The organism is Aurantiacibacter arachoides (assembly GCF_009827335.1).
GTDB classification, from domain to species: domain Bacteria; phylum Pseudomonadota; class Alphaproteobacteria; order Sphingomonadales; family Sphingomonadaceae; genus Alteraurantiacibacter; species Alteraurantiacibacter arachoides.
In genome coordinates, this window is record NZ_WTYH01000001.1 from 815,030 (window position 1) to 837,615 (window position 22,586).

At 66.7% G+C, this 22,586-nt stretch carries 20 protein-coding genes; 10 read left to right on the forward strand and 10 right to left on the reverse strand.

What is annotated here, in order from left to right; all coding sequences use genetic code 11:
- Positions 1–88: 88 nt before the first annotated feature.
- The 3 genes from GRI62_RS04080 to GRI62_RS04090 form a co-directional block, all read right to left on the reverse strand.
- Positions 89–724, reverse strand: a complete 636-nt coding sequence (locus GRI62_RS04080; protein WP_234032767.1) for an MOSC domain-containing protein — start codon at positions 722–724, stop codon at positions 89–91.
- Positions 721–1,977, reverse strand: coding sequence for a dual-specificity RNA methyltransferase RlmN (rlmN, locus tag GRI62_RS04085; protein WP_131452131.1), 1,257 nt, complete (start codon positions 1,975–1,977; stop codon positions 721–723). Before rlmN ends, GRI62_RS04080 begins: the two co-directional genes overlap by 4 nt.
- 62 nt (positions 1,978–2,039) lie before the next feature.
- A complete protein-coding gene (locus GRI62_RS04090) occupies positions 2,040–2,552 on the reverse strand; it encodes an invasion associated locus B family protein (RefSeq protein ID WP_131452132.1) in 513 nt (170 codons plus the stop codon).
- Positions 2,553–2,715: 163 nt separating this feature from the next.
- On the opposite strand from GRI62_RS04090, the gene GRI62_RS04095 reads away from it, so the two are divergent.
- Together GRI62_RS04095 and GRI62_RS04100 are read left to right on the forward strand one after the other, a co-directional pair.
- Positions 2,716–3,357, forward strand: coding sequence for a YqiJ family protein (locus tag GRI62_RS04095; RefSeq protein WP_234027360.1), 642 nt, complete (start codon positions 2,716–2,718; stop codon positions 3,355–3,357).
- Positions 3,358–3,395: 38 nt separating this feature from the next.
- A complete protein-coding gene (locus GRI62_RS04100) occupies positions 3,396–5,180 on the forward strand; it encodes a flotillin family protein (protein ID WP_131452133.1) in 1,785 nt (594 codons plus the stop codon).
- A 63-nt stretch (positions 5,181–5,243) separates the two neighbouring features.
- On the opposite strand, the gene GRI62_RS04105 is transcribed toward GRI62_RS04100, so the two are convergent.
- The 4 genes from GRI62_RS04105 to GRI62_RS04120 all read right to left on the reverse strand — a co-directional run bounded on the left by GRI62_RS04105 (position 5,244) and on the right by GRI62_RS04120 (position 8,895).
- Positions 5,244–5,828: a hypothetical protein gene (locus GRI62_RS04105; RefSeq protein WP_131452134.1), complete on the reverse strand. Its 585-nt coding sequence runs from the start codon at positions 5,826–5,828 to the stop codon at positions 5,244–5,246.
- A complete protein-coding gene (locus tag GRI62_RS04110) occupies positions 5,825–6,349 on the reverse strand; it encodes an RNA polymerase sigma factor (protein ID WP_131452135.1) in 525 nt (174 codons plus the stop codon). Before GRI62_RS04110 ends, GRI62_RS04105 begins: the two co-directional genes overlap by 4 nt.
- Before the next feature lie 83 nt (positions 6,350–6,432).
- On the reverse strand, positions 6,433–6,909 hold the full coding sequence (locus GRI62_RS04115; protein WP_131452136.1) for a GreA/GreB family elongation factor: 477 nt from the start codon (positions 6,907–6,909) through the stop codon (positions 6,433–6,435).
- A gap of 48 nt (positions 6,910–6,957) precedes the next feature.
- Entirely contained in the window at positions 6,958–8,895 is a 1,938-nt protein-coding gene (locus tag GRI62_RS04120) for a lytic transglycosylase domain-containing protein (protein WP_234027361.1), read from the reverse strand.
- A 125-nt stretch (positions 8,896–9,020) separates the two neighbouring features.
- Here GRI62_RS04120 and dapA point away from each other — a divergent pair, with 125 nt between their 5' ends.
- The 3 genes from dapA to GRI62_RS04135 are packed head-to-tail and all read left to right on the forward strand — an operon-like array spanning position 9,021 to position 11,634.
- Positions 9,021–9,902, forward strand: coding sequence for a 4-hydroxy-tetrahydrodipicolinate synthase (dapA, locus tag GRI62_RS04125; RefSeq protein ID WP_131452138.1), 882 nt, complete (start codon positions 9,021–9,023; stop codon positions 9,900–9,902).
- The gene (locus GRI62_RS04130; protein ID WP_188669340.1) at positions 9,899–11,215 is read left to right on the forward strand and encodes a hypothetical protein; all 1,317 of its coding nucleotides are present in this window, start codon (positions 9,899–9,901) and stop codon (positions 11,213–11,215) included. Before dapA ends, GRI62_RS04130 begins: the two co-directional genes overlap by 4 nt.
- Positions 11,212–11,634 carry a cupredoxin domain-containing protein gene (locus GRI62_RS04135; RefSeq protein WP_131452139.1) on the forward strand — a complete coding sequence of 141 codons (423 nt, stop codon included), beginning with the start codon at positions 11,212–11,214 and terminating at the stop codon, positions 11,632–11,634. Before GRI62_RS04130 ends, GRI62_RS04135 begins: the two co-directional genes overlap by 4 nt.
- Before the next feature lie 7 nt (positions 11,635–11,641).
- Here GRI62_RS04135 and GRI62_RS04140 read toward each other — a convergent pair whose 3' ends face one another.
- On the reverse strand, positions 11,642–12,766 hold the full coding sequence (locus GRI62_RS04140) for a succinylglutamate desuccinylase/aspartoacylase family protein (RefSeq protein WP_131452140.1): 1,125 nt from the start codon (positions 12,764–12,766) through the stop codon (positions 11,642–11,644).
- Positions 12,767–12,846: 80 nt separating this feature from the next.
- Between GRI62_RS04140 and smpB the strand changes: the two genes are divergently transcribed.
- The 5 genes from smpB (at position 12,847) to alaS (ending at position 20,541) form a co-directional block, all read left to right on the forward strand.
- Entirely contained in the window at positions 12,847–13,329 is a 483-nt protein-coding gene (gene smpB / locus GRI62_RS04145; protein WP_131452141.1) for an SsrA-binding protein SmpB, read from the forward strand.
- A gap of 112 nt (positions 13,330–13,441) precedes the next feature.
- Positions 13,442–14,005, forward strand: a complete 564-nt coding sequence (locus GRI62_RS04150) for a DUF2062 domain-containing protein (RefSeq protein ID WP_234032764.1) — start codon at positions 13,442–13,444, stop codon at positions 14,003–14,005.
- A complete protein-coding gene (locus GRI62_RS04155; protein WP_131452142.1) occupies positions 14,002–16,482 on the forward strand; it encodes a response regulator in 2,481 nt (826 codons plus the stop codon). Before GRI62_RS04150 ends, GRI62_RS04155 begins: the two co-directional genes overlap by 4 nt.
- Before the next feature lie 123 nt (positions 16,483–16,605).
- A complete protein-coding gene (gene recA, locus GRI62_RS04160) occupies positions 16,606–17,673 on the forward strand; it encodes a recombinase RecA (protein ID WP_131452143.1) in 1,068 nt (355 codons plus the stop codon).
- 201 nt (positions 17,674–17,874) lie between these two features.
- The gene (gene alaS / locus GRI62_RS04165; RefSeq protein WP_131452144.1) at positions 17,875–20,541 is read left to right on the forward strand and encodes an alanine--tRNA ligase; all 2,667 of its coding nucleotides are present in this window, start codon (positions 17,875–17,877) and stop codon (positions 20,539–20,541) included.
- A 6-nt stretch (positions 20,542–20,547) separates the two neighbouring features.
- On the opposite strand, the gene GRI62_RS14445 is transcribed toward alaS, so the two are convergent.
- Both GRI62_RS14445 and GRI62_RS04170 read right to left on the reverse strand, forming a co-directional pair.
- Positions 20,548–20,715, reverse strand: a complete 168-nt coding sequence (locus GRI62_RS14445) for a hypothetical protein (RefSeq protein ID WP_188669339.1) — start codon at positions 20,713–20,715, stop codon at positions 20,548–20,550.
- 55 nt (positions 20,716–20,770) lie between these two features.
- Complete coding sequence (locus GRI62_RS04170; RefSeq protein WP_131452145.1) at positions 20,771–22,534, reverse strand: cation:proton antiporter domain-containing protein; 1,764 nt, start codon at positions 22,532–22,534, stop codon at positions 20,771–20,773.
- Positions 22,535–22,586 lie beyond the last annotated feature (52 nt).

Genomic DNA, 22,586 nt, shown 5'->3' on the forward strand with positions numbered 1-22,586 from the left:
GAACCGTAGATGAACGGATGGTTGGTTAATAATTCGGTCGACGAGCCGTTGCAGATGTGCGCCGAGTTGACCGGCAGACCCGATTTTGTCAGCGCAGGCGCTTGCTCGCGTCCCGCACCAGTCGATCGGACACGCGGGGCAGGGCGACGAGCGCGGCTATCGCAGCCTTGTCCGTCCGACCGTCGCCATAGACATGGCGGAACGCCCGCCGGACGGACCAGTCCGTGGAACCGCGCTCCAGCAATTCCAGTCGATCGCCCGCCTCGCTCACGCCGTCTTCCAGTACGCGGAAGAACATTCCGCAACGCCCGCTCGCAACGATCGCCTTGATCACCCCGCGGGTCGAAAGATGGCGTTCGATGGTGGCGCAGGGCTGGCGCGGCTGGCTGGCTTCGATCACTGCCGTGCCAAGGCGAAAGCGGTCGCCGATGCATACGGCGTCCTCGTCGATGCCAAAGGAGTGCAGGTTCTCGCCCATGCCGCCCGGCGCGGCCAGTGGCGCGAGCGGACCGAATTGCTGCTGCAGCCACTCGTAATTTTCCGCCGGGTAGAGATGCACGGCCATGGCCGGATAGCCATGGTGGCGGCGGTCGACCTGGGTATCGCCGACCACCCCGGCATGACCGATGATGACTGGCCCTTCGACGGCCCGTTTGGCGATTGCCGACAGCTGTCCGGTGGGGAGCATGGCGCCATCGCCGACGCAAATGGCAGAAACGATCACGCCGGGGCAGTCGCCTCTGCTGCCGCCTCACGGTCCATTTCGGCGCGGCTCTTCTTTGCGGCGGCGGTCTTCAACTGGCCACAGGCCGCGTCGATGTCGCGTCCGCGCGGGGTGCGAACGGGGGCGGAGATACCGGCCTCGAACACGATCTCGGAAAACCGCCGGATCCGCTCCGGACTGGAACATTCGTAGGGCGTGCCGGGCCAGGGGTTGAAGGGGATCAGGTTCACCTTGGCGGGCAGATTGTAGGCGCGGAGCAGCCGGACAAGTTCGCGCGCGTCGTCGTCGCTGTCGTTCTTGTCCTTCAGCATCACGTATTCGAACGTGATCCGCCGCGCGTTGCTGGCACCGGGATAGTCGGCGCAGGCCTGCAACAGTTCCTCGATGCCATACTTGCGGTTGATCGGCACGATCTCGTCGCGCACGGTCTTGGTCACGGCGTGCAGGGACACGGCGAGATTGACGCCGATTTCCACGCCGCACCGGTCCATCATCGGCACCACGCCGCTGGTGGAGAGCGTGATGCGGCGTTTCGACAGGGCGAGGCCGTCGCCATCCATCACCAGTTGCAACGCGCCCTTCACGTTGTCGAAATTGTACAGCGGTTCGCCCATGCCCATCATCACGATGTTGGTGAGCAGGCGACCGTCGGAGGTGTAGGCGCTCTCGCTTTCCTCGTCCGGCGCATCCGGCGTGCCGCCCATGTTCCCGTGCGGCCACTCGCCCAGCGCATCGCGCGCCAGCATGACCTGGCCCACGATCTCGCCCGGCGTCAGGTTCCGCACCAGGCGCATGGTGCCGGTGTGACAGAACGTGCAGTTCAGCGTGCAGCCGACCTGGCTGGAGACACACAGCGTGCCGCGGTCGGCATCGGGGATGAAGACCATTTCGAACTCGTGGCCGTCAGCGGTGCGCAGCAGCCACTTGCGGGTGCCGTCGGTGCTGTGCTGCGCCTCCACCACCTCGGGACGGCCGATCACGAAGCGTGTCGCGAGCCAGGGGCGCATGGTCTTGGCGATGTCGGTCATCGCCGCGAAATCCGTGACCCCGCGATGATACAGCCAGTGAAACACCTGCTTGGCGCGCAGCTTGGCCGCCTTGGCATCGAGCCCGGCATCGGCGAACAGTTCGGCAATGCGATTTTTCGGCAGCCCGATCAGGTCCACGCGGCCATCGGCGCGCGGCGTGATGTCGCGCGCGACGGGGACAGGGTCGATCTGACCCGGAATGGACATGAGCTGGGTATCAGACATGGGCGGCGCGCATATAATCGCGCGAGCGAGAAAATGCTAGCCGCCGCGTCTCGGCGGATCGGTCAGCGGCGAGCGCAGCCCACGGCGGCCGCATCTATGGCGGTTGCCGCGCCATCCAGGCTGTAGCGATCGGTGAAGCGATTGCCGGCGGCATCTGTGGCCGACACGCTCATGGAGCTGGCGGCGCGCAGGGCGGCAACGATGGCGGCATCGGCGCGCGCGTCAGGAGCCCAGGCATCGCCTCCGCCCGCGATGAGATCGAACCGTTCCCCACCCACGGCGAGGCGCACGCGTGGAGTTGCTGCCAGGCGGCGGCTGAGGCGCAGGTTGAGCTGGTTGCGGATGCCCCGCGCGGGCCAGCTGCCGATGCTGGCAAACGGCTGCACATCGCGCCGGTTAGTGGTGGGCTGGGCCTCTGCGATGGCATAGCAGCGCGGCGTTGCGGGATCGCGAAAGGCGCCCCACTGGCCGAACACGCCCAGACTGTCACGAGTGGGACTGTCACGAGTGGCACCGTCACGGGCCGCCAGCGGCGCGGCGATCAACAGCAGGGCAAGGGGCACGAAAAGCCGCATTGCCCACCCTTAGATGCGCGCGATGCAATGGTCAAAATCGGCGGTCACAGTCCGGTTTTGCTGGCGAAATTTGCCGGTTCGTGCGACAAGGATGGGGACGGAGGGGGTTCTCCAGAAACCCGGTTTTTCGCATGGAGGATGCCAGCGGCTCGCGCTGCGCGGCATGAACGCAATGAGCCTGTTCGCCGATTACAACCTGCCCTTCGCGATCGCGATCGGCGTCATGCTGGTGCTCGGTCTGCTGCAATTCGTCGGCCTTGGCGATTTCGACCTCGATGCCGACCTTGATGCCGATGCTGCTGCCGGCGATCCGACAGGCGCCGGGCTGGGCGGCGCGCTGACGACGCTGCTGGGTCTCGGCAAGGTGCCGCTGTTTGTATGGCTGATGGTTTTCCTGCTGCTGTTCGCGGTGATCGGCATTGCCGTGCAGGCTTTTGCCGAAAGCCTGACGGGCGCACCGTTGTATTCGTGGCTGGCAGCACTGCTTGCCGGTGGGGCGAGCCTGCCGGCAACCGCTCTGGTTGCCCGGCCCCTTGGCGCGATCATGCCCAGGGACGAGACGAGTGCGGTGGCGCTGGACACGCTGGTCGGCCGCCGTGGCACGGTGACGACGGGCCGCGCCACCAAGGGTTCGCCCGCCCGCACCCGGGTCTACGACCGGCACGGCCAGGCGCACTTCCTGATGGTCGAACCCCACGAAGACGCCAGCGAAATACTGGAAGGTGACGAGGTGCTGATCGTGCGCCGCGACGGGCAGACCTTTTACGGTGTGCCCCTTACCGAACGCAAGCTCGCCCCGATGTAACGAACGGGCGATAACTATCTGGAATGCAAGGAGACGACATGGAAAACCTGTTCGATAGCGGCCTTATACTCGTCGGGGGGATACTGTTTCTCGCCATCGTGTTCCTCGTCTTCCTGACCAAGCTCTACCGCCGCGCTTCCAAGGAAATCGCCTTTGTTCGCACCGGCATGGGCGGCGAAAAGGTAGTGATGAACGGCGGCGCGCTGGTGTGGCCGGTCCTGAACGAGACGATGCCCGTCAACATGAACACGCTGGTGCTGCCGGTGGTGCGCCGCGATGCGGAGGCCCTCATCACGCTCGACCGGCTGCGGATCGACGTGAAGGCAGAGTTCTACGTGCGCGTGAAGCCCGATGCGGAGGCCATCGCCATGGCCGCGCAGACGCTGGGCATGCGCACCATGCAGCCCGAGGCGCTAAAGGACCTGGTCGAAGGCAAGTTCGTCGACGCGCTGCGCAGTGTCGCAGCGGGCATGACCATGAACGAACTGCACGAACAGCGCGCGGATTTCGTGCAAAAGGTGCAGCAGGTCTCGTCCAACGATCTTGCCATGAACGGGCTTGAGCTGGAGAGCGTTTCGCTCACTGGGCTCGACCAGACGAGCATCGAGCATTTCAACGCCAACAACGCCTTCGACGCCGAGGGTCTGACCAAGCTGACCGAGCAGATCGAGGCGCGCAAGAAACTGCGCAACGACATCGAGCAGGACACGCGCGTGCAGATGGAAACCAAGAACCTGGAGGCTGACACTCGCAGCTTCGAGATCAAGCGCGACAACGAATACGCCCGGCTGGAGCAGGAGCGCGAAGTGGAGATGCGCCGCGCCAAGCAATCGTCCGAAATCGCCCGCGAACAGGCCGAGCGCACCCGCGAGGCCGATGCCGCCCGGATCGAGGCGAAGAAGCAGGTCGACGCCCAGCAGATCGAGGCTGACCGGCTCGTGGAAGAGGCTCGCATTGACCAGCAGCGCGCGCTCGAGATCGCCCGGCAGGAACAGCAGATCGCGGTGCAGAACAAGTCGCGCGAGGAAAGCCAGGCCAAGGCCGAAGCCGACGCCGCGCGTGCCCTGGCCGTTGCCGCCGAGGAGCAGGTCGCGACCAGCCGCGAGAGCGAGGTGGCCGAACGCCAGAAGAAGATCGAGCTGATCGAGGCGGCCAAGATCGCCGAGCGCGACGCGATCAAGATCAAGGTCGAGGCGGAGGCCGAGAAGGACGCCGCCTCCAACCGAGCCGAGGCGGTCAAGTTCGAGGCGCAGGGCGAGGCCGATGCCGAGAAGCTGCGTGCCGAGGCCGCGCGCGTGCGCTTCGAGGTGGAGGCCGCGGGCCAGCGCGCCGTGAACGAGGCGGCAAACATCCTCTCGATGGATCAGATTTCACTGCAGACCAAGCTGGCCCTGCTAAAGGTCCTGCCCGAGGTCATCCGCGAAAGCGCCAAGCCGATGGAGGCGATCGACAGCATCAAGATCGTGCAGGTCGACGGCCTCACCCAGCGCACCGGTCCGGCGGGTTCGGGCAATGGCTCGGGCGGCAACGGTTCCGGCAGCGGCAATCTGGCGAACGATGCCGTGGCCGCGGCGCTGGCCTACCGCGCGCAGGCACCCGTGCTGGACGGGCTGATGAAGGAGCTTGGGCTCGACGGCAGCTCGCTCGGCAAGCTGGTGGAAGGCGCGACCCGCGCCGAAGCGCCAGGCGCGGATGTCGCGTTCGACCCGCCGCGCAAGGTCAGCGATACCCGGTCCATGCCGAGCCTGTTCGCACAGCAAGCGCCGGATGAGAATGACGCCGAAAATACGGACGACGGCGACACCCAACAGGCCGCCGAATAGGCGACTGCCGCGACAAAAGGGGCGCGCAACCCGGTTTGCGCGCCCCTCGTTCGTTTGCAGCGATCAGGCGCGCAGCGCGTCGATCTCGTCCACCTGCCTCTGCAACTGCTGCGCACCCCACTTGTTCAGCAGCCAGACCCCCACGAAAACCGCGAACGGGGCGGCAAGGCGCAGCGCCATGCCGGGGGACGGCAGGGCCCAATCCGCCACAGGCGTTGCCAGCATGGGCGAGGCCATCAACACCACCATCCCGGGGATCAGCGGCAGCAGGTACCAGCTGAATACGCTGTCCAGCGCATCGCGCTGGCGCACCAGCTCGCGCCGCTGGAACTCCAGCAGTGAGAGCGCGCCGCCCTCGCGCGCCGGATCGAGCGGGGTGCCCCGGCGCCGCAGTTGCCACATCACATAGGCCGCGCCCACCGCCACCATGGCAGCGCCCAACTTCATCGCCACGAACGGCGCCTGCACGGCCATGACGGCAAAGGCGACCACGACGAAGCCGCCCGCCAGGTATTCGCGCAGGTTGCGATTGGCGATCGTGCGGCGGAATCTGTCGGCCCGGGCGCGCAGTTCCTCGACGCTGGGGAGGGCGGGTGAAGCGGCAGCTTCGCGGTGCCAGCTGTCGCGGGCGAATTCGTCGGGGGTCATCGTTCGGTCTCCTCGGGTTGAAAGGCTTCGGCCAAGAGGGCTTTGAGGCGGGAAATGCGGGTGGCCACGGCGCCGGTGGAAAGGCCGGTGACCTCGCCGATCTCGCCTGCCGTCAGGTCTTCGAGATAGAGCAGCATCACCTGCCGATCGGCGGGTTTCAGGCGATGGATCGTGGCCATCAGCCGGGCGGCGGCGCGGGCTTCGCCGACCGTGCGCTCGGGATCGTCAGGGGCGGCCAGCGCCTCGAGCTCGTCGAGGCCGGCCAGGGCGCCGGGGCGGGCACGGCGGCTCGCCTGGATATGGCTGACGCCGACATTGTGCCCGATGCGATAGACCCAGCTGCGGACCGAGCACTGGCCTTCGAAATAGGCGAAGCTGCGCCACAGGGCGGCGTGGATATCCTGGACCAGGTCGCGGGCAAGATCGGGATCGGCTTCGTACCCGCGCGCCAGCCGTTCGATCGCGCTGCCAAAGTGCGCGGCAGCAGCGCGGTAGGCGGCGTCCTGCATGTTTGAACCCATGTCCAAGCTGAAATTCCCTCGTTCCATGCAAGGGTAGTCGCTCGCCGGCGGCAAGTCTTACGCGGAACGGCGGAAAAAAGGTGTCAGGGGTAGGAAATCGCCATGACTTCCCACTCTTTCTCTCCGCCGGGAAGCCTCACCGTGCGCAAATCGCCGATCTGCGCGCCGCGCAGCGCCCGTGCGATCGGGCTCGACCAGCCGACCAGGCCGGCCGTTGCGTCCTGTTCCTTGTCGCCGACGATGGTGAGTGTGCGGCGCTCGTCCTCCTCGTCGGCGATCTCCACCGTGGCGCCGAAGAACACGCGGGTCTTGTCGGGCTGCTGCGCCGGGTCGAGAACCTGCGCGTGCTTCATCACCTTGGCGAGATAGGCCAGCTCGCGGTCAATCTCGCGCATCCGCTTGCGACCGTAGAGATAGTCCCCGTTCTCGCTACGGTCGCCGTTGCCCGCCGCCCAGCTGACAATCTCGACGATCGCCGGCCGCTCCGTGCCGAGCAGGTGATCGTAGCGCGCCTTGAGGGCGGTGAGGCCTGCGGGCGTGATGGGGCTGGTGTCTGCCATGCCGTCGCCCTGCCATCACCGCCCTGCTCTCCGCAAGGCGTCGCTTGTCTAACGCAGGAAGTCCGTCACCGCGCGGCTGCGGCCCATGCTGGCCCGGTCGGGATAGAGCGCCTCGTAGACTACGGCGTTCTCCACCACGCGCTGGACGTAGTTCTTGGTCTCGAAGAAGGTGATTTCCTCGATCCAGCGCAGCCAGTCGCCGGTCTGCCGGGGATCGCCGTTCTCGCGCAGCCAGCGGTTCACGTTGCCCGGCCCTGCATTGTAGGCAGCGATGGCGAGGGGGTAGCTGCCGTTGTAGTAGGACAGCAGCCGCTCGATATGGTTGGAACCCAGCCGCATGGCATACTGTGGATCGTCCATCAGCGCGGACGCGGAATAGGGCACCCCGGCGCGGCGGGCCTCTTCCTGCGCGGTGGCGGGCATGAACTGCATCAGGCCGCGCGCGCCAGCGTGGCTGATGGCATTTTCGGCAAACTGGCTTTCCTGCCGGGCAAGCGCGTGGACCAGCGTCCAGTTGGCACCCGGAGGGGTTTGCAGGGTGGGGAACCCGATGCGGGTGAAGCCGGAATGGCCATCCGATGCGGCATAATCAGCCAGATTGACCGCCAGGTCACGGCGACCGATCTCGCGCGCGAGGTCTGCCACCAGCACGTGTTCGCCCACGGTCGTCGCCTGGTCGGACATGGCGCGATAGAACCGGATGCCGGTCGACCACGGCGCGTCGCGAGCCACCTCGGAAACCGCGGCCGTGATGGGGGCGGCCATGAAGGCGCGCCGCTCGGCCTCGGTCGGCTGGCCGGTCGGCGCCGCGGCATAGGCGGGCAGGTCTCGGCCCAGGCGTTGCAGCGCCATCAGGCCGTAGAAGCGGTCGGTGTACTGCGCCGCCATCTCGTAATAGCGATTGGCCTCCGCGGTATTGCCCGCCTGGCGCATGGCTTCGCCAGCCCAGAAGAAGCCCTTTGACCGCGTCTGGCTCGTGCGGGCGCTGGCACCGTATTGGTAGAACAGCGGCGCCGCCTGCGCGCCGTTGCCCATGTGCCACAGCGCGTTGGTGCCGCCCGCCCACATGAGCGAGGTGTAATCGTCACGCAGCTTGTATTCCATGCCCGAGATATCTTCGCCGGGCGCGAATGCCTCGGCCGCGCGGGCGGCGACGCGCGGAGTATCGGCGCGGCTGGCGGCACGGCCCACGGCCAGCAGTTCCTCGATCCAGGCCGTGCGATCGAAAGGCAGGTCGGCCAGCGGCGGGGAGTCGACGATCAGGCGCACCGCCTCGCCAGCGCGGCCTTCCTGCCGCAGTTCGCGACTGCGATTGTAGAGGTAGCCGGGGTCGGTGCGCGCGGCCGGATCGCTGGTATAGCCGTCCCCGGCTTGGAGGATGTTGAGCCGCGTCTGAAACACGCCGACGCGGTCCGCAGATGCGCGCGTCAACTGCCGGGCCGCACCGTTGGCATCGCGCTGCCACAATAGCGCGTCCATGCGCTGATCCTGGTCTTCCTGCGTGAACCCGCTGCCGAAATTGGCGGCCAGGGCGGCTTCGGCGGTGGGGCTCATCTCGCCGCCGCGCCACGCCTCGCGGGCCCAGCGTTCGGCCGCGGCGCGATCGCTGCCCATCAGGGCAAGCGCATAGTGCGCCTTGGCATAGTTGGTGACCGGTGGGGACGCGCGGAAGAAATCGAGCAGCAATTGACCATCGACAAATTCCTCGCGCAGCCGCCGTTCGGCGCGCGAGCGCAGGGTGATCTCGTCAGGGTAGCCGGGATTGGCGACCAGGAAGCTGGCATACTGCGTGAACGGCAACTGCGCCTGGCTGTCGGCCCACAACGCCTCCCACCGGGCGATCTCGCGGGCAACCTGGCCCGGCTGCTGGGCGACGAGACTGGCGCGGTTACGATCCCATTGCGCGCTGTCCTGCGCAAGAACGGCGGCAGGCGCGGCGAGGGCGGTGGTGACGATGAGGGCGGAGAGAAGAATACGTTTGTCCATGCTGGACATAATGGGGATGGCCTCCTTATCAGGCGCTGAACACACTGGCCGATCTCGTCAGATCCCGACGAAATGCCAACCGTACACACACAAATCCTTTCAACACCAACGCGGGAGCCGCGACAATGTTCACCGGATCGATTCCAGCCCTGGCGACTCCCTTTCGCGATGAAATGGTCGACGAGGCCGCCTATCGCCGCTTCATCGACTGGCAGATCGACAACGGTTCCTCTGCGCTGGTGCCCTGCGGCACCACGGGGGAGAGCGCCACGCTCGACAATGACGAGCATCACAAGGTCATTGCCGTCTGCGCCGAGGTGTCCGCCGGCCGGGTGCCGGTGATCGCGGGCGCGGGGTCAAACGATACGCAGACCGCGCTGTGGCACATCAAGGAAGCGCAGATCGCGGGGGCCGATGCGCTGCTGCTGGTCGCGCCATACTACAACCGCCCGTCGCAGGACGGGTTGCTGGCGCATTTCAGCTATCTGGCAGAGCGCAGCGACCTGCCGATCGTGCTGTACAACGTGCCTGGCCGCACGGTGACGGACATCCTGCCCGCCACGGTAATCGAACTTGCCCGCCGCTTTCCCGGCAAGATCGTGGCGCTGAAGGACGCCAGCGGCGATCTGAGCCGCGTCGTCCAGCACCGCATGGGCGCGCCCGAGCTCTGCCAGCTGTCGGGCGACGACCCGCTGGTGCTGGCCGGCTATGCGCTGGGCCAGGTGGGCTGCATCTCGGTCACCGCCAACGTCGCGCCGAAGCTGTGCGCCGAATTTCACGCCGCGGCGGCGAGCGGCGATTTCGAGCGGGCGCGCGAGCTGAACGAGCGGTTGTTCCCGCTCCACAAGGCCATGTTTGCCGACGCTAGCCCCGCGCCGGCCAAGTATGCGCTGAGCAAGCTGTTCGACTGGTTCGCGCCGGATACGCGCCTGCCCATCGTGGCCTGCTCGGATGCGGCGAAGCAGGCTGTGGACGAGGCGATGGATTTCGCCGGAGTGGGCGCATGATCCGCCAGGCTGGGCTCGCTGCGGCCGCTCTGGTGCTGGGCTCGTGTGCCACGATGCCCGCCACGCCGCACGCCTCGCTCGATGCACTGGCGCGGCAGTATCTCGGCGTCCAGCTGGCCATCGGGGAAAAAGACCCCGGCTACGTCGATGCCTATTACGGGCCGGAGGAGCTGGCGACCGCCGCCGAAGCGCAGGACGCGGCCACCTCGATCCCCGCACTGCAGGCCCGCGTGCTGGCGCTCGATACCACGCTTGCTGCCCTGCCGGTAACAGCCGGCAGCGTGGAGGCCAGCCGCGTGCGCTACCTGCGCGCCATGCTTGCCAGCGCCAGGGTGCGCCTCAGGATGCTGGGCGGCGAGCGCATACCTTTCCAGGACGAGGCCGAGGGGCTGTTCGGCGTGCGGCCCGAGCTGATCGACCTCGCCACGCTCGACCCGGTCATCGCGCGGATCGAGGAACTGGTGCCAGGCACCCCCGCCGACGGACCGCTGAACGAGCGCCTCAATGCCTTCCAGGATCGGTTCATCATCCCCGCCGACCGGCTTGATGCCGTGATCGACGCCGCCGTTGCCGAGTGCCGCGCACGCACCCTGCCACACATCCCGCTCCCGGCGGGCGAGAACTTCACGCTCAGCCTCGTGACCGACAAGCCGTGGGGCGGCTTCAACTACTACCAGGGCAATTACCACTCGGTAATCGAGATCAACACCGATCTGCCCACCCGGCTCGACCGGGCGGTGGATGTCGGCTGTCACGAGGCCTATCCCGGTCACCACGTCTATTCGACCTTGATCGAGCGCGACCGGGTGAACGCGCTGGGGCAGATCGAGTACACGCTGCTGCCGCTCTACAGCCCACGCGCAATCATCTCCGAAGGCAGCGCAACCTATGGGCGGCGGCTGGCCTTTCCGGGCGACACGCAGCTCGCCTACGAACGTGACGTGCTTGCGCCCATGGCCGGCCTCGATACGCGCGATCTGGACAGCTATTACGAACTGCGCGACGCGCTGCAGGGACTGGCGCCCGCCTATTACACCATCGCCGCGGGCTATCTCGACGGCACGATGACGCGCGAGCAGGCGATCGCAGCGCAGATGCGCTACCGCCTGATGAGCCGCCAGCGGGCCGAACAGAACCTGCGGTTCATGGACACCTACCGCAGCTATGTCGTGAATTACGGCCTTGGCGAGGAGATCGTCGGTAACGCGGTGGAGACGGGGCCAGATGGACGCCCTGCCGACCTGGCGACGCGCTGGGAGCGCTTCACCCGCATCCTGAACACGCCCACCCTGCCGGAGGACTTGCTGCCATGACGTTCCGCCTCGCCCTGACCGCGATCGCTCTGGCACTGTCCGCCTGCGCCATCCCCACCACGCTGACCCCGCAGATCGCGCCTGCCGACACCAGCTTCGCCTCGGCCCAGCGGATCGAGGTGACGCTGAGCAACTTTGCCTTCGACCCGCAGACCATCAGCCTGCGTGCGGGCCAGCCGGTGGTGCTGGTGCTGACCAACACCACGGGCCGCGCGCACAACTTCGCCGCGCCCGATTTCTTTGCCGCCACGCAGATCGCCCAGTCCGATGCGGCCGTCATCGCCGACGGGCAGGTGGAGGTTGCGCCGGGTGGCAGCGTGGAACTGCGGCTGGTGCCCAGGGCCGGGGCCTACGATCTGGAATGCACGCACGTCGGCCATTCCATCCGCGGCATGATCGGCTCCATCGTGGTGCGCTAGGCCTGGCTTAGAGCGGGGTTCGCGCGGCCTTTGCGCTGGCCTCTGCGTCGGTATCCTCGCCGTCGGCTTCCATCTCCTCGACCTCGTCCTCGTCCATCAGGGGCCTGGCGGGGCCGGCGGGCTCCTTGGCGTGGATGGCGAAGTCGAGCGAGGCAATGCGCTCGCCGGCGCGCTCGGGATGCTCGACCTCGGCGATGTGGAACATGGCGTCGCCCTGGTAGACGACCGGCAGCGTCGCGTGGCCGATCACGATGCCGTCAATGGGGCTGATGACGTCGCGGCAGTCCTCGCCGAACACGCCGCCAACGCGCGCCAGCACCTCGCCCCGGGTAACGCTGTCGCCGGACTTGCGCAGGCGATGCGACACGCCGCCGCGGGGCGCGCGCACCCAGCGGGTGCGGTTCGACCGGCTTGGCGCGGGCACGTTCGCCATGGCATCGTCGCCCGGCAGCATGCCGATATGGGCCAGCACCCGCAGCACACCGCGCGTGCCGACCTCGGTGCTGAACCGGTCGAAGCGCAGCGCCTCGCCCGCCTCCAGCAACAGCATCGGGGTGCCGCGCTCATGCGCCAGCTGGCGCATGGAGCCTTCGCGCAGCGGGCTTTCGATGATGATCGGCGCGCCGAAGACCGTGGCCAGCTCGATCAGCCGCTCGTCACCGGCGGCAATGCGCACCTGCGGCAGGTTGTAGCGGTGGACGGCGGCGGAATGCAGATCGATGCCCAGGGTGGAGCGGCAGATGACGTTTTCGAAAAAGCAGTGCGCCAGCTGCGACGCCAGCGAGCCGTTGGGATTGCCGGGAAAGCTGCGGTTCAAATCGCGCCGGTCGGGCAAATACCGGCTCTGCGCGATGAAGCCGTAGATGTTGACCGCGGGGGCCAGGATGATGGTGCCAGCCAGCTGCGCGGCATCGATGCGCGGGATCAGGCGCTGGATGATCGCGGTGCCGGCGATCTCGTCACCGTGGATGGCGGCGGAAACGAAGACGGTGGGTCCGTCTGTTGCGCCGTGCACCACTTCCAGCATGAGGTTGGCGGACAACCCGGTCAGCGTGTGGCTGATGGGCAGGGCGATACGCTGGCGCGTCCCCCGTGCGACGGCAATCCCGCCGATCTCGAATGCGTGCCCCATCGCCCGCTTGTGCGATGCGTGGCCCAGGCTGGCAAGCTTGCTTTGCAATCCGCGCGACGCGCGCCTACATCGCGTCCCCCATGGCCCGCCCCAAACCGCCCACGTTCGACAAGCAGAAGATCGTCGCCGAGAACCGCAAGGCGCGATACAACTATTTCATCGAGGACACCTTCGAGGCGGGCATTGCCCTGCACGGGACCGAGGTGAAGGGGTTGAGAGGCGGGCAGGGCTCCATCGCCGAAAGCTATGCCGAGGTGAAGGATGGCGCGGTCTGGCTGGTCAACGCCACGATCCCCGAATTCAGCCACGCCAACCGCTTCAACCACGAGCCCAAGCGTCCGCGCAAGTTGCTGCTGCACCGGCGCGAGGTCGAGCGGATGCTAGGCGCGGTGGAGCGCAAGGGCATGACGCTGGTGCCGCTGATGGTCTATTTCAACAGCACGGGCCGGGCCAAGGTCGAACTGGCGCTGGCAAAGGGCAAGCAGGCGCACGACAAGCGGCAATCCACGAAGGACCGTGACTGGCAGCGCGACAAGGCCCGGTTGATGCGCGAGAAGGGCTGATCGGCGCGGCGGCAAAGATCGGCCTGGCCGTTAAGCGGGCATTGCGAACCTCTCGTCTAACACCACCTTACCAAAGGGTGCCGAATCTGGCAGGGCTCGCAGGCGGATCATGGTGAACAAGGCGATCAACTGGCTCGGCAGGAAAATGCCGAAGATGCCCGAGCGGGAGGAGATGGCCCAGAACAAGTATCTGGCGCCGATCGCCCACCGATTCCTGCGTTCTGAATTGTGGCGCTTCACCCGGCGCAGCGTGCCGCGCGGGGTGGCCTTGGGCGTGTTTGCAGGCTTCATCATTCCGCTGGGGCAGATTTTCCTGGCGGCCTTTCTTGCCCTGCCTGCCCGGGCCAACGTGCCGGTCGCGGCGCTGATTACCTTTGTCACCAACCCCTTCACCCTGCCGTTCTGGCTGCTGGTGGCCAACAAGGTCGGCCAGTTCACGCTCAAGATCGATCCCGACGCGATGGGCAACGCGAAAAGCGCGCTGGAGCAGGGCTGGTGGGCGGAATTCGGCTGGTGGCTGCAGACCGCCGGCGTCACCGCCTTCGGGTTCGTGGTCCTGTCGATCGTGGGCGCCGCAATCAGCTATCTGGTCGCCAGCTTCCTGTGGCGGCTGGTGGTCGCCCGCCGCTGGGAAAGGCGGCCGGGGCGGCGCCGGTTGCCACCCGCCGGCGAATGAAGCTCGCCAACCTGCAGGAATCGCGGGGCCTCGTCGATGGCCTCGGCGTGGCCGCGGCGGTGCTCGCCAGCGTGATGATGATCCAGTTCATCACCGGGAGCGCCGTGGTAACGCTGGCTTTTGCCGGTGGCCTGGTCGTGCTGGGCCTTGCCGCATTCGTCGCCGGTCGAACCGCTGCGCAGCGACCCGCCGTAAAGGAAGGCGATTCGCCCGATTGGGCCGTCACCGTCGCCGCGATCGAGCAGGCCGACCTTGCCGTCGCCATTACCGATCGCGCCAATCGGCTGGTCTGCGCCAACGCCGCGTTCGAGCTGTGGTTCGGGTCGGACAACGGCCCCCCGGTGCTTCCGGTGGACGGCGCCAGTGCCGACAAGCTGGCGCGCATTGCCCGCACCGCCTGGCGCGATGGCAAGGGCGAAAGCGTCACCGTGGCCGACGAGCAACGCGCCTGGACCGCCACGGCCGAGCGTGCGGGGCGGGCCGATGACTACCTCGTCTGGCGTTTCGCGCCTGTCGTGCGCGTCGAACCCATCGCCGCCATCGGCAAGCATATCACCGGGCTGTTTGGCCGGGTGCTGGGCGCGGCGGGGATCTCCGTCGCGCTGGTGTCGCCCAATGGCATGGTGCGCGCGGCCAACGCCTCGCTCGCCCGCCGCGCGCTGGGGGACGAGAACGCCAGCATGGCCGGGCAGGAATTCGTGCAACTGCTGCGCTCCGACGATCGTGAGCGCATATTCTTCGCGCGCGAGGGCAAAAAGGGCAGCCCGCAGACGCTGGTGCAGGTCCCGCTCGCCGATCCGGATGAGGCCGCGCGCGAACGTATCCCCGGCAGGACGCTGGCGGAAAGCCCGTCGCTGATGCTGCTGATCGATGCCGGGATCGGCCTGGGCGGCTGGGGCGGAGAGGCCAAGGGGCAGGCCGCGCAATTGCAGGGTCTGCTGGAACAGTTGCCCCTGGGCCTTGCCACGACCGACCGCGACGGCAAGTTCCTGTTCGCCAACCCCGCCTTCCAGCGCGCGGCGGGCGTCATCAGCGGGCAACTGCCCCCCTATCCCAGCGACATCGTGGTGCCACGGGACAAGACCGCCCTGTCCGATGCCGTGCGCCGCTATGCACAAGGCCCGGCCTCCAGCGGCGACATCGCGGTGCGCCTGCGCTCCGAACCGGACGAGCCGGTCAGCATGGGCATGGCCGGCGTGCGCGGGCTGGGGGAGGCGGCCGTGCTGCTCTCGCTCGCTGACACGACCGAGGAAGTGCGGCTCAAGCGGCAGGTGGCACAGGCGACCAAGATGCAGGCCGTGGGCCAGCTGGCAGGGGGCGTGGCGCACGATTTCAACAACGTGCTGACCGCGATCATCGGGTATTGCGACCTCATGCTGCTGCGCCACACGCCGGGTGACAGCGATTACGACGACATCCAGCAGATCAAGGCCAATTCCAACCGCGCTGCCAGCCTCACGCGGCAATTGCTCGCCTTCAGCCGCCAGCAGACCCTGCAGCCCGAGGTCATCCAGCTGCCGGACATCATCTCCGAGGTGGGGCATCTGCTGAAGCGGCTGCTGGGTGCCAAGATCACCCTCAAGGTGCGCCACGATCGCGATCTTGGTTACGTCCGCGCCGATCCGCGGCAGCTGGAACAGGTGATCGTCAACCTCGCGGTCAACGCGCGCGATGCCATCCAGACCCACGGCGGCGGCGAGAGCGCCACCGGCACGCTCGCCTTTGCCACGCGCCGGGTGGAGGCGAAGGACATCCGCCGGATGGGGTCCGAGATCATCCCGGCGGGCGACTACACCGTGCTCATAGCCGAGGATACCGGCGGCGGCATTCCGGCCGACATCATCGGCAAGCTGTTCGAGCCTTTCTTCACGACCAAGGAACAGGGCAAGGGCACCGGCCTCGGCCTGTCCACGGTCTATGGCATCGTCAAGCAATCGGGCGGTTTCATCTTTGCCGGCAACGCCAAGGCGCCCGACGGGTCGATCAAGGGCGCCCGTTTCACCATCTATCTGCCGGTCTACCACGCCACCGAGGAAGAGCTGGCCCAGGCCGAGACCGAGGAGGTGCAGGCGCGCGAATGGTCGGGCGGGGGGTGTATCCTGCTGGTCGAGGACGAGGACATGGTACGCGCCGTTGCCACGCGCGCGCTGGAGCGCGAAGGCTATTCCATCGTCGCCGCCAGCGATGGGGACGAGGGGCTGGAGCTGTTCCGCGCGGACCCGGACAAGTTCGATCTCGTGGTCACCGATGTCGTCATGCCGAGCATGGATGGCCCGGCGATGGCGAAGGAGATACGCAAGGTGCGCGGCAATCTGCCCATCCTGTTCATGTCCGGCTATGCCGAAGAACAGCTGCGCGGCGATATTCACATCGACCACATGCATTTCATCGCCAAGCCGTTCAGCGTGAAGCAAATCGGCGAAAAGGTCAGCGGCGTGCTGCGCAAGGCGGCGGCGCGGGCGACCGAGAGCGTATAGGAAATAATTTTCGTTCGACTCTTGTTCTTATGGAACAAAGTGGGTACATGACAAGTCCAATGCAGCTGGCCAGCCGGGTGAAAAACCCCCGGCGCGCCCTAGCGAACAGGCGGAGACGATGTCATGGCAAGTGCGAATCTGAAGCTCGTCGAAAAGGAAGCTAAAGTGGACCGTCAGAAGGCGCTCGATGCAGCGCTCGCACAAATCGATCGCGCGTTCGGCAAAGGCTCGGCGATGAAGCTGGGCCAGAAGGAAACGATGGAGGTCGAAACGATCTCCACCGGCAGTCTAGGCCTTGATATTGCCCTGGGTGTCGGCGGGCTTCCGAAGGGCCGGGTGATCGAGGTCTACGGGCCTGAAAGCTCCGGCAAGACCACGCTCGCACTGCACGTGCTGGCCGAATGTCAGAAGAACGGTGGCACTGTCGCCTTCGTCGATGCCGAACACGCGCTGGATCCGGCCTATGCCAAGAAGCTGGGCGTCAACATCGACGAACTGATCGTCTCGCAGCCCGATACCGGCGAACAGGCCCTGGAAATCGTGGACACGCTCGTGCGTTCGAATGCGATCGACGTGCTGGTGGTCGATTCGGTCGCCGCGCTGGTTCCCCGTGCCGAGATCGAGGGCGAGATGGGCGACAGCCACGTCGGCCTGCAGGCGCGCCTCATGTCGCAGTCGCTGCGCAAGCTTACGGGTTCGATCAACCGATCCAAGTGCATGGTGATCTTCATCAACCAGCTGCGCATGAAGATCGGCGTGATGTACGGCAACCCGGAGACGACGACGGGCGGCAACGCGCTCAAGTTCTACGCCTCGGTCCGCCTCGACATCCGCCGCACCGGCGCCATCAAGGACCGTGACGAGGTTATCGGCAACTCGACCCGCGTGAAGGTGGTCAAGAACAAGGTTGCCCCGCCGTTCAAGCAGGTCGAATTCGACATCATGTATGGCGAGGGCATTTCCAAGATCGGCGAGATCCTCGATCTCGGCGTGACCGCCGGCATCGTCGAGAAGTCCGGTTCCTGGTTCAGCTACGACAGCATTCGTATCGGCCAGGGACGGGAAAACGCCAAGACGTTCCTCAAGGAGAATCCCGAGATCAGCAACCGTCTGGAAGCCGCCATCCGCGGTCGAACCGATGCGGTTGCCGAGGAGATGATGACGGGTCCGGACGCGGAATCCGAAGACTGATCCTCAAGAAGGTGTGACCGCAGCTTGTCCGTTTCGGGCGCTGCAGGACGTGCAACACCTTGCGAAACCGGAGCCGGCGACGGCGGGACCCCCACCCGCCTCCGCCGGCTTCTTCGCGTCCGGCTTCTGCCGCCACCTGCGGGTGTGACGGTGGCAAACACGATACTTGTCCCCGCGCGGTCCAGCGCCTAATTCGCGGTCATGCAATCGACCAACGACATTCGCCGGACCTTCCTCGACTACTTTGCGGCCAACGACCACCAGGTCGTGCCCTCAGCGCCGCTGGTCCCGTACAACGATCCCACCCTGATGTTCGTCAACGCCGGGATGGTGCCGTTCAAGAACGTGTTCACCGGCATGGAAACGCCGCCCGGCCCCCGCGCCTCGAGCAGCCAGAAATGCGTTCGCGCCGGCGGCAAGCACAACGACCTCGACAATGTCGGATACACCGCGCGCCACCTCACCTTCTTCGAGATGCTGGGCAACTTCAGCTTCGGCGACTATTTCAAGGAACGCGCGATCGAGCTGGCGTGGAACCTGGTGACAAGGGAGTTCGGGCTCGATCCGAACCGCCTCACCGCCACCGTCTACCACACCGACGACGAAGCCTTTGCCCTGTGGCGCAAGATCGCCGGGCTGCCCGAAGAGCGCATCATCCGCATCCCCACCAAGGACAACTTCTGGGCGATGGGCGCGGATGGGCCGTGCGGCCCGTGTTCGGAGATCTTCTGGGACCACGGACCGTCGGTTGCTGGCGGCCCTCCTGGCTCGCCTGACGAGGACGGTGACCGCTTCGTCGAGATCTGGAACCTCGTGTTCATGCAGCACCTGCAGGAAAACGACGAGATCGTCGGCAACCTGCCGCGCCCCAGCATCGATACCGGCATGGGCCTGGAACGTATCGCCACGGTGATGCAGGGTGTGCACAACGTATTCGAGACCGATACCTTCCGCACGTTCATCGCCGCGAGCGAGGAACTGGTAAAGGCCAAGGCGGACGAGGCGACCATCGCCAGCCACCGCGTGATCGCCGATCACCTGCGCTCGACCAGTTTCCTCATCGCAGATGGCGTCCTGCCGTCCAACGAAGGTCGCGGCTATGTCCTGCGCCGCATCATGCGCCGGGCCATGCGCCATGCCCACCTGCTGGGGGCCGAGACGCCGCTGATGCACCGCATGGTGCCCGCGCTGGTGGGCGAGATGGGGCAGGCCTATCCCGAGCTTGGCCGCGCGCAGGCGCTTATCACCGAAGTGCTCGAACGCGAGGAGACCCGCTTCCGCCAGACCCTCGACAAGGGGCTGCGCCTGCTCGACGAGGAAAGCGCGGGCCTTGCGGAGGGGGACAGCCTTCCCGGCGAGACCGCCTTCCGCCTCTACGACACCTTCGGTTTTCCCTACGACCTTACCGAGGACGCGCTGCGCAGCCGCGGCATCACCGTGGCGCGCGAAGGGTTCGACGCCGCCATGGCGCAGCAAAAGGCAGCGGCCCGCGCGGCGTGGAAGGGTTCGGGCGCGGCGGCCGACAGCGAGATCTGGTTCGACATCGCCGAGCGCGAGGGCGCAAGCGAGTTCACCGGCTACAGCGCCACCGAGGGTGAGGGCCGGGTGGTCGCGCTGGTGGTTGACGGCAAGGAGGTGTCCTCTGCCGAAAGCGGGCAGGACGTGATCGTACTCACCAACCAGACCCCGTTTTATGGCGAGAGCGGCGGACAGATGGGCGATGCCGGCATCATCACGGGCGACAATCGCCTGCACATCGCGGTTGCCGACACCGCCAAGCCGCTTGGTCGCCTGCACGCGCATCGCGGCCGGATCGAGGCGGGCAGGGTCGCCGTGGGCGACACCGTCCACCTCGCCATCGATGCCGAGCGGCGTGACGAAGTCCGCGCCAACCATTCGGCCACTCACCTGCTCCACGCCGCGCTGCGGCATCACCTGGGCGAGCATGTCACGCAGAAAGGGTCGCTCGTCGCGCGCGACAAGCTGCGCTTCGATTTTGCGCACCCCAAGCCGCTTACGCCGTCGCAGATTGCCGCCGTGGAGGCCGAGGTCAACGCCGAGGTGCGCGCCAATGCCGAAACCGTTACCAGGTTGATGAGCCCGGATGATGCCGTCGAGGCGGGCGCGCTGGCCTTGTTCGGGGAAAAATACGGAGAGGAAGTGCGCGTGCTCTCCATCGGGCGCCCGGATCACGGCGGATCGGGTCGCAATTACTCGGTAGAGCTTTGCGGCGGGACCCACGTGCGGGCAACGGGTGACATCGGCCTCTTCCGCATCGTTTCCGAAAGCGCGGTATCGTCCGGCGTCCGCAGGATCGAGGCGCTGACCGGTGAAGCCGCGCGGCTGTGGATGGTGAACCGCGAGGACTCCCTGAAAGCGGTTGCCGCGACGCTGCGAACCGGCCCCGAAGATGTCGAGCAGCGCGTCGCCGCGCTGGTCGATGAACGCAAGCGTCTGGAGCGTGAACTCGCCCAGGCGAAGAAGCAGCTGGCTCTCGGGGGTGGCTCAAACGCCAAGGCGGAGCAGGATGAAACCGTTGGCGGGGTCGCCTTTTCGGGCCAGGTTCTGCACGGCATGGACCCGCGCGAATTGCGCGGTCTGCTCGACGGAGCGAAGACGAGGCTGGGCAGCGGAGTGGCCGCCATAGTCACTGTGAATGACGGAAAGGCAGCAGTTGCCGTCGGCGTGACCGACGATCTGATTGGCCAGTTCAGTGCGGTCGACCTCGTGCGCGCCGGCGTTGAGGCCGTTGGCGGCAAGGGTGGGGGAGGCAGGCCCGACATGGCGCAAGGTGGCGGCCCGGACGGCGAGAAAGCCGCCCAGGCCATCGAAGCCATGCGCCAGGCATTGGCTGGCGTCAGCGCCTGACGTCGATCAACCGATGCGGTTGCCGGAAGCGCCCCTGCGATCGGGCTCGCTGCCGCGCGGCACGTTCTTCATGTCGCGATCGGCACGACCATGCTCATCGTCCGCGGCCACATTCTTGGGCTTGAATTTTTCGGCGTTCGGGGTGGGCTTGGTGGGATCTTCTACGTTGCTCATGGAAAGTCTCCTTCCCCGTATCAATGCCTGAGGGCGCGCAACGGTCCGACAAACCTCAACTGTCCACCGCGCCCGTGCGCAGCTTCGGCGTGTAGGTCATCTCGCCACCCTCCCGGATCTTGGCACGAAATTCGTCCCGCTTCTCGTGGATGGAGGCGATGACCGGGCCCATCGCCACGCCAAGATCGACCAGCGCCGCCTCGGAAAGCTGAAGCGAGCTTTCCAGCGTTTCCGGGACCGCCGTGGTGGCACCGCTGCGGTAAAGCTCGGCAGCGTGGGCGCTGTCACGCGCGCGCGCGATGATTGGCAGGTCCGGCCAGGCAGCGCGCAGCTTGCGGGTCAGGCGCCCGGCAAGGACATGCTCATCCATCGTCAGGATAACGGCGGGCGCGCGCGCGATGCCCAGCTTGTCCAGCGCATCGTTGCGCAGGGCGTTGCCGAAGACCGCATGGTACCCCTCGTGCCGGGCCCGCTCGACCAGGTCGGGATCGAAGTCGATGGCGACGTAGGGCTTGTCATGCACGCGCAGCATCTGGGCCACCAGCTTGCCCACGCGCCCCAGCCCGATGATGATGGCGCGCGGTTCGTCCGCGTCGGCATCAAGCGGGTCGAGCGCGGGCGCGGGCTCCACCCGGCGGGCGACCACTTTGCCGAGCCCGGCAAGCAAGGGCGTGACGGTCAGGCCGACGGCGGTGACGATCTGCCAGAACTGCGCGGTCTCCCGATCGATCAGCAGTGCCGCACTGGCGGCGGCCAGGATGATGAGCGTGGTTTCCGACGGGCTCGCCATGAGAATGCCCGTTTCGATCGCAGTGGAGCGGCGCGCGCCCATGATGCGCAGCAGAAAGCCCGTCACCACGGCCTTGAGCGACAGCACGCACAGCACCGCCAGAATTACCGCGGGCAGGTTGGCCCAGACCACGGCAAGGTCGATACTCATCCCCACGGTCATCAAAAACACGCCGAGAGCGAGGCCCTTGAACGGCTCGATGATGCCCTCGACCTCCGAATGGTATTCGGTTTCCGCGATCAGCAGGCCCGCCACCAGCGCGCCCACGATGGGCGACAGGCCGACGAGCGCGGTCGCGAGGCTGGCCCCGATCACCACCAGCAGGCTGGCGGCGAGGAACAGCTCGGGGCTTTTGGTGCGCGCGGCCTGGCCGAAAAGGTAGGGCAGAAGGTAACGTCCGGCCACCATCATCACGGCCACCACCAGCGCGCCCTGCCACAGCACGGTGACAAGGCCGCCGACGCCATCCTCTCCCGCGGTCGGTCCCAGCGCGCCGAGGAGGAAGATGATGGGCACGATCATGATGTCTTCGAACAGCAACATCGACAATGCCGCGCGTCCCACCGGCGTCGTGGTGCCCGAGATTGGCAGCACCAGCGCGGTCGAACTGAAGGCGAGGGCCAGGCCAAGCGCCAGGGCGCCAGTCCAGTACTGGCCCATCGCCCACAGCGCCGCGGCGATGAGGCCGCCGGCCACCAGCACTTCAAGCGCGCCGAGGCCGAACACCAGCTTGCGCAGCTGCCACAGGCGCTTGAAGCTGAGTTCGAGGCCGATGGTGAACAGCAGCAGGATGATGCCGAACTCGGCGAACGGCTCCAGCGCCTCGGGGTCGGAGATGGAAACGTAGTAGAGCGACGGGACCTCATCCACCAGGCGGCCAAGGCCGAACGGGCCGACAAGCAGGCCGACGAGGATGAACCCGATGATCGGCGTCACGCGAAAGCGCGCGAACAAGGGGATGACGATGCCGGTCGCCCCGAGAATCACGAGCGCATCGCTCATCGTGGAAGACAGTTCGGCGCCGTGCATGGGCTTCTATTGCAGATGCGAAGGTCACACGGCAACGGGCAAAGGCTGCGTT

Bases quoted from the DNA above. Each gene is read 5' to 3' on its own strand.
- rlmN (WP_131452131.1), bottom strand. From the start codon at position 1,977: ATGTCTGATACCCAGCTCATGTCCATTCCGGGTCAGATCGACCCTGTC.
- GRI62_RS04090 (WP_131452132.1), bottom strand. From the start codon at position 2,552: ATGCGGCTTTTCGTGCCCCTTGCCCTGCTGTTGATCGCCGCGCCGCTG.
- GRI62_RS04095 (WP_234027360.1), top strand. From the start codon at position 2,716: ATGAACGCAATGAGCCTGTTCGCCGATTACAACCTGCCCTTCGCGATC.
- GRI62_RS04100 (WP_131452133.1), top strand. From the start codon at position 3,396: ATGGAAAACCTGTTCGATAGCGGCCTTATACTCGTCGGGGGGATACTG.
- GRI62_RS04105 (WP_131452134.1), bottom strand. From the start codon at position 5,828: ATGACCCCCGACGAATTCGCCCGCGACAGCTGGCACCGCGAAGCTGCC.
- GRI62_RS04110 (WP_131452135.1), bottom strand. From the start codon at position 6,349: ATGGGTTCAAACATGCAGGACGCCGCCTACCGCGCTGCTGCCGCGCAC.
- GRI62_RS04115 (WP_131452136.1), bottom strand. From the start codon at position 6,909: ATGGCAGACACCAGCCCCATCACGCCCGCAGGCCTCACCGCCCTCAAG.
- GRI62_RS04120 (WP_234027361.1), bottom strand. From the start codon at position 8,895: ATGGACAAACGTATTCTTCTCTCCGCCCTCATCGTCACCACCGCCCTC.
- dapA (WP_131452138.1), top strand. From the start codon at position 9,021: ATGTTCACCGGATCGATTCCAGCCCTGGCGACTCCCTTTCGCGATGAA.
- GRI62_RS04130 (WP_188669340.1), top strand. From the start codon at position 9,899: ATGATCCGCCAGGCTGGGCTCGCTGCGGCCGCTCTGGTGCTGGGCTCG.
- GRI62_RS04135 (WP_131452139.1), top strand. From the start codon at position 11,212: ATGACGTTCCGCCTCGCCCTGACCGCGATCGCTCTGGCACTGTCCGCC.
- GRI62_RS04140 (WP_131452140.1), bottom strand. From the start codon at position 12,766: ATGGGGCACGCATTCGAGATCGGCGGGATTGCCGTCGCACGGGGGACG.
- smpB (WP_131452141.1), top strand. From the start codon at position 12,847: ATGGCCCGCCCCAAACCGCCCACGTTCGACAAGCAGAAGATCGTCGCC.
- GRI62_RS04155 (WP_131452142.1), top strand. From the start codon at position 14,002: ATGAAGCTCGCCAACCTGCAGGAATCGCGGGGCCTCGTCGATGGCCTC.
- recA (WP_131452143.1), top strand. From the start codon at position 16,606: ATGGCAAGTGCGAATCTGAAGCTCGTCGAAAAGGAAGCTAAAGTGGAC.
- alaS (WP_131452144.1), top strand. From the start codon at position 17,875: ATGCAATCGACCAACGACATTCGCCGGACCTTCCTCGACTACTTTGCG.
- GRI62_RS14445 (WP_188669339.1), bottom strand. From the start codon at position 20,715: ATGAGCAACGTAGAAGATCCCACCAAGCCCACCCCGAACGCCGAAAAA.
- GRI62_RS04170 (WP_131452145.1), bottom strand. From the start codon at position 22,534: ATGCACGGCGCCGAACTGTCTTCCACGATGAGCGATGCGCTCGTGATT.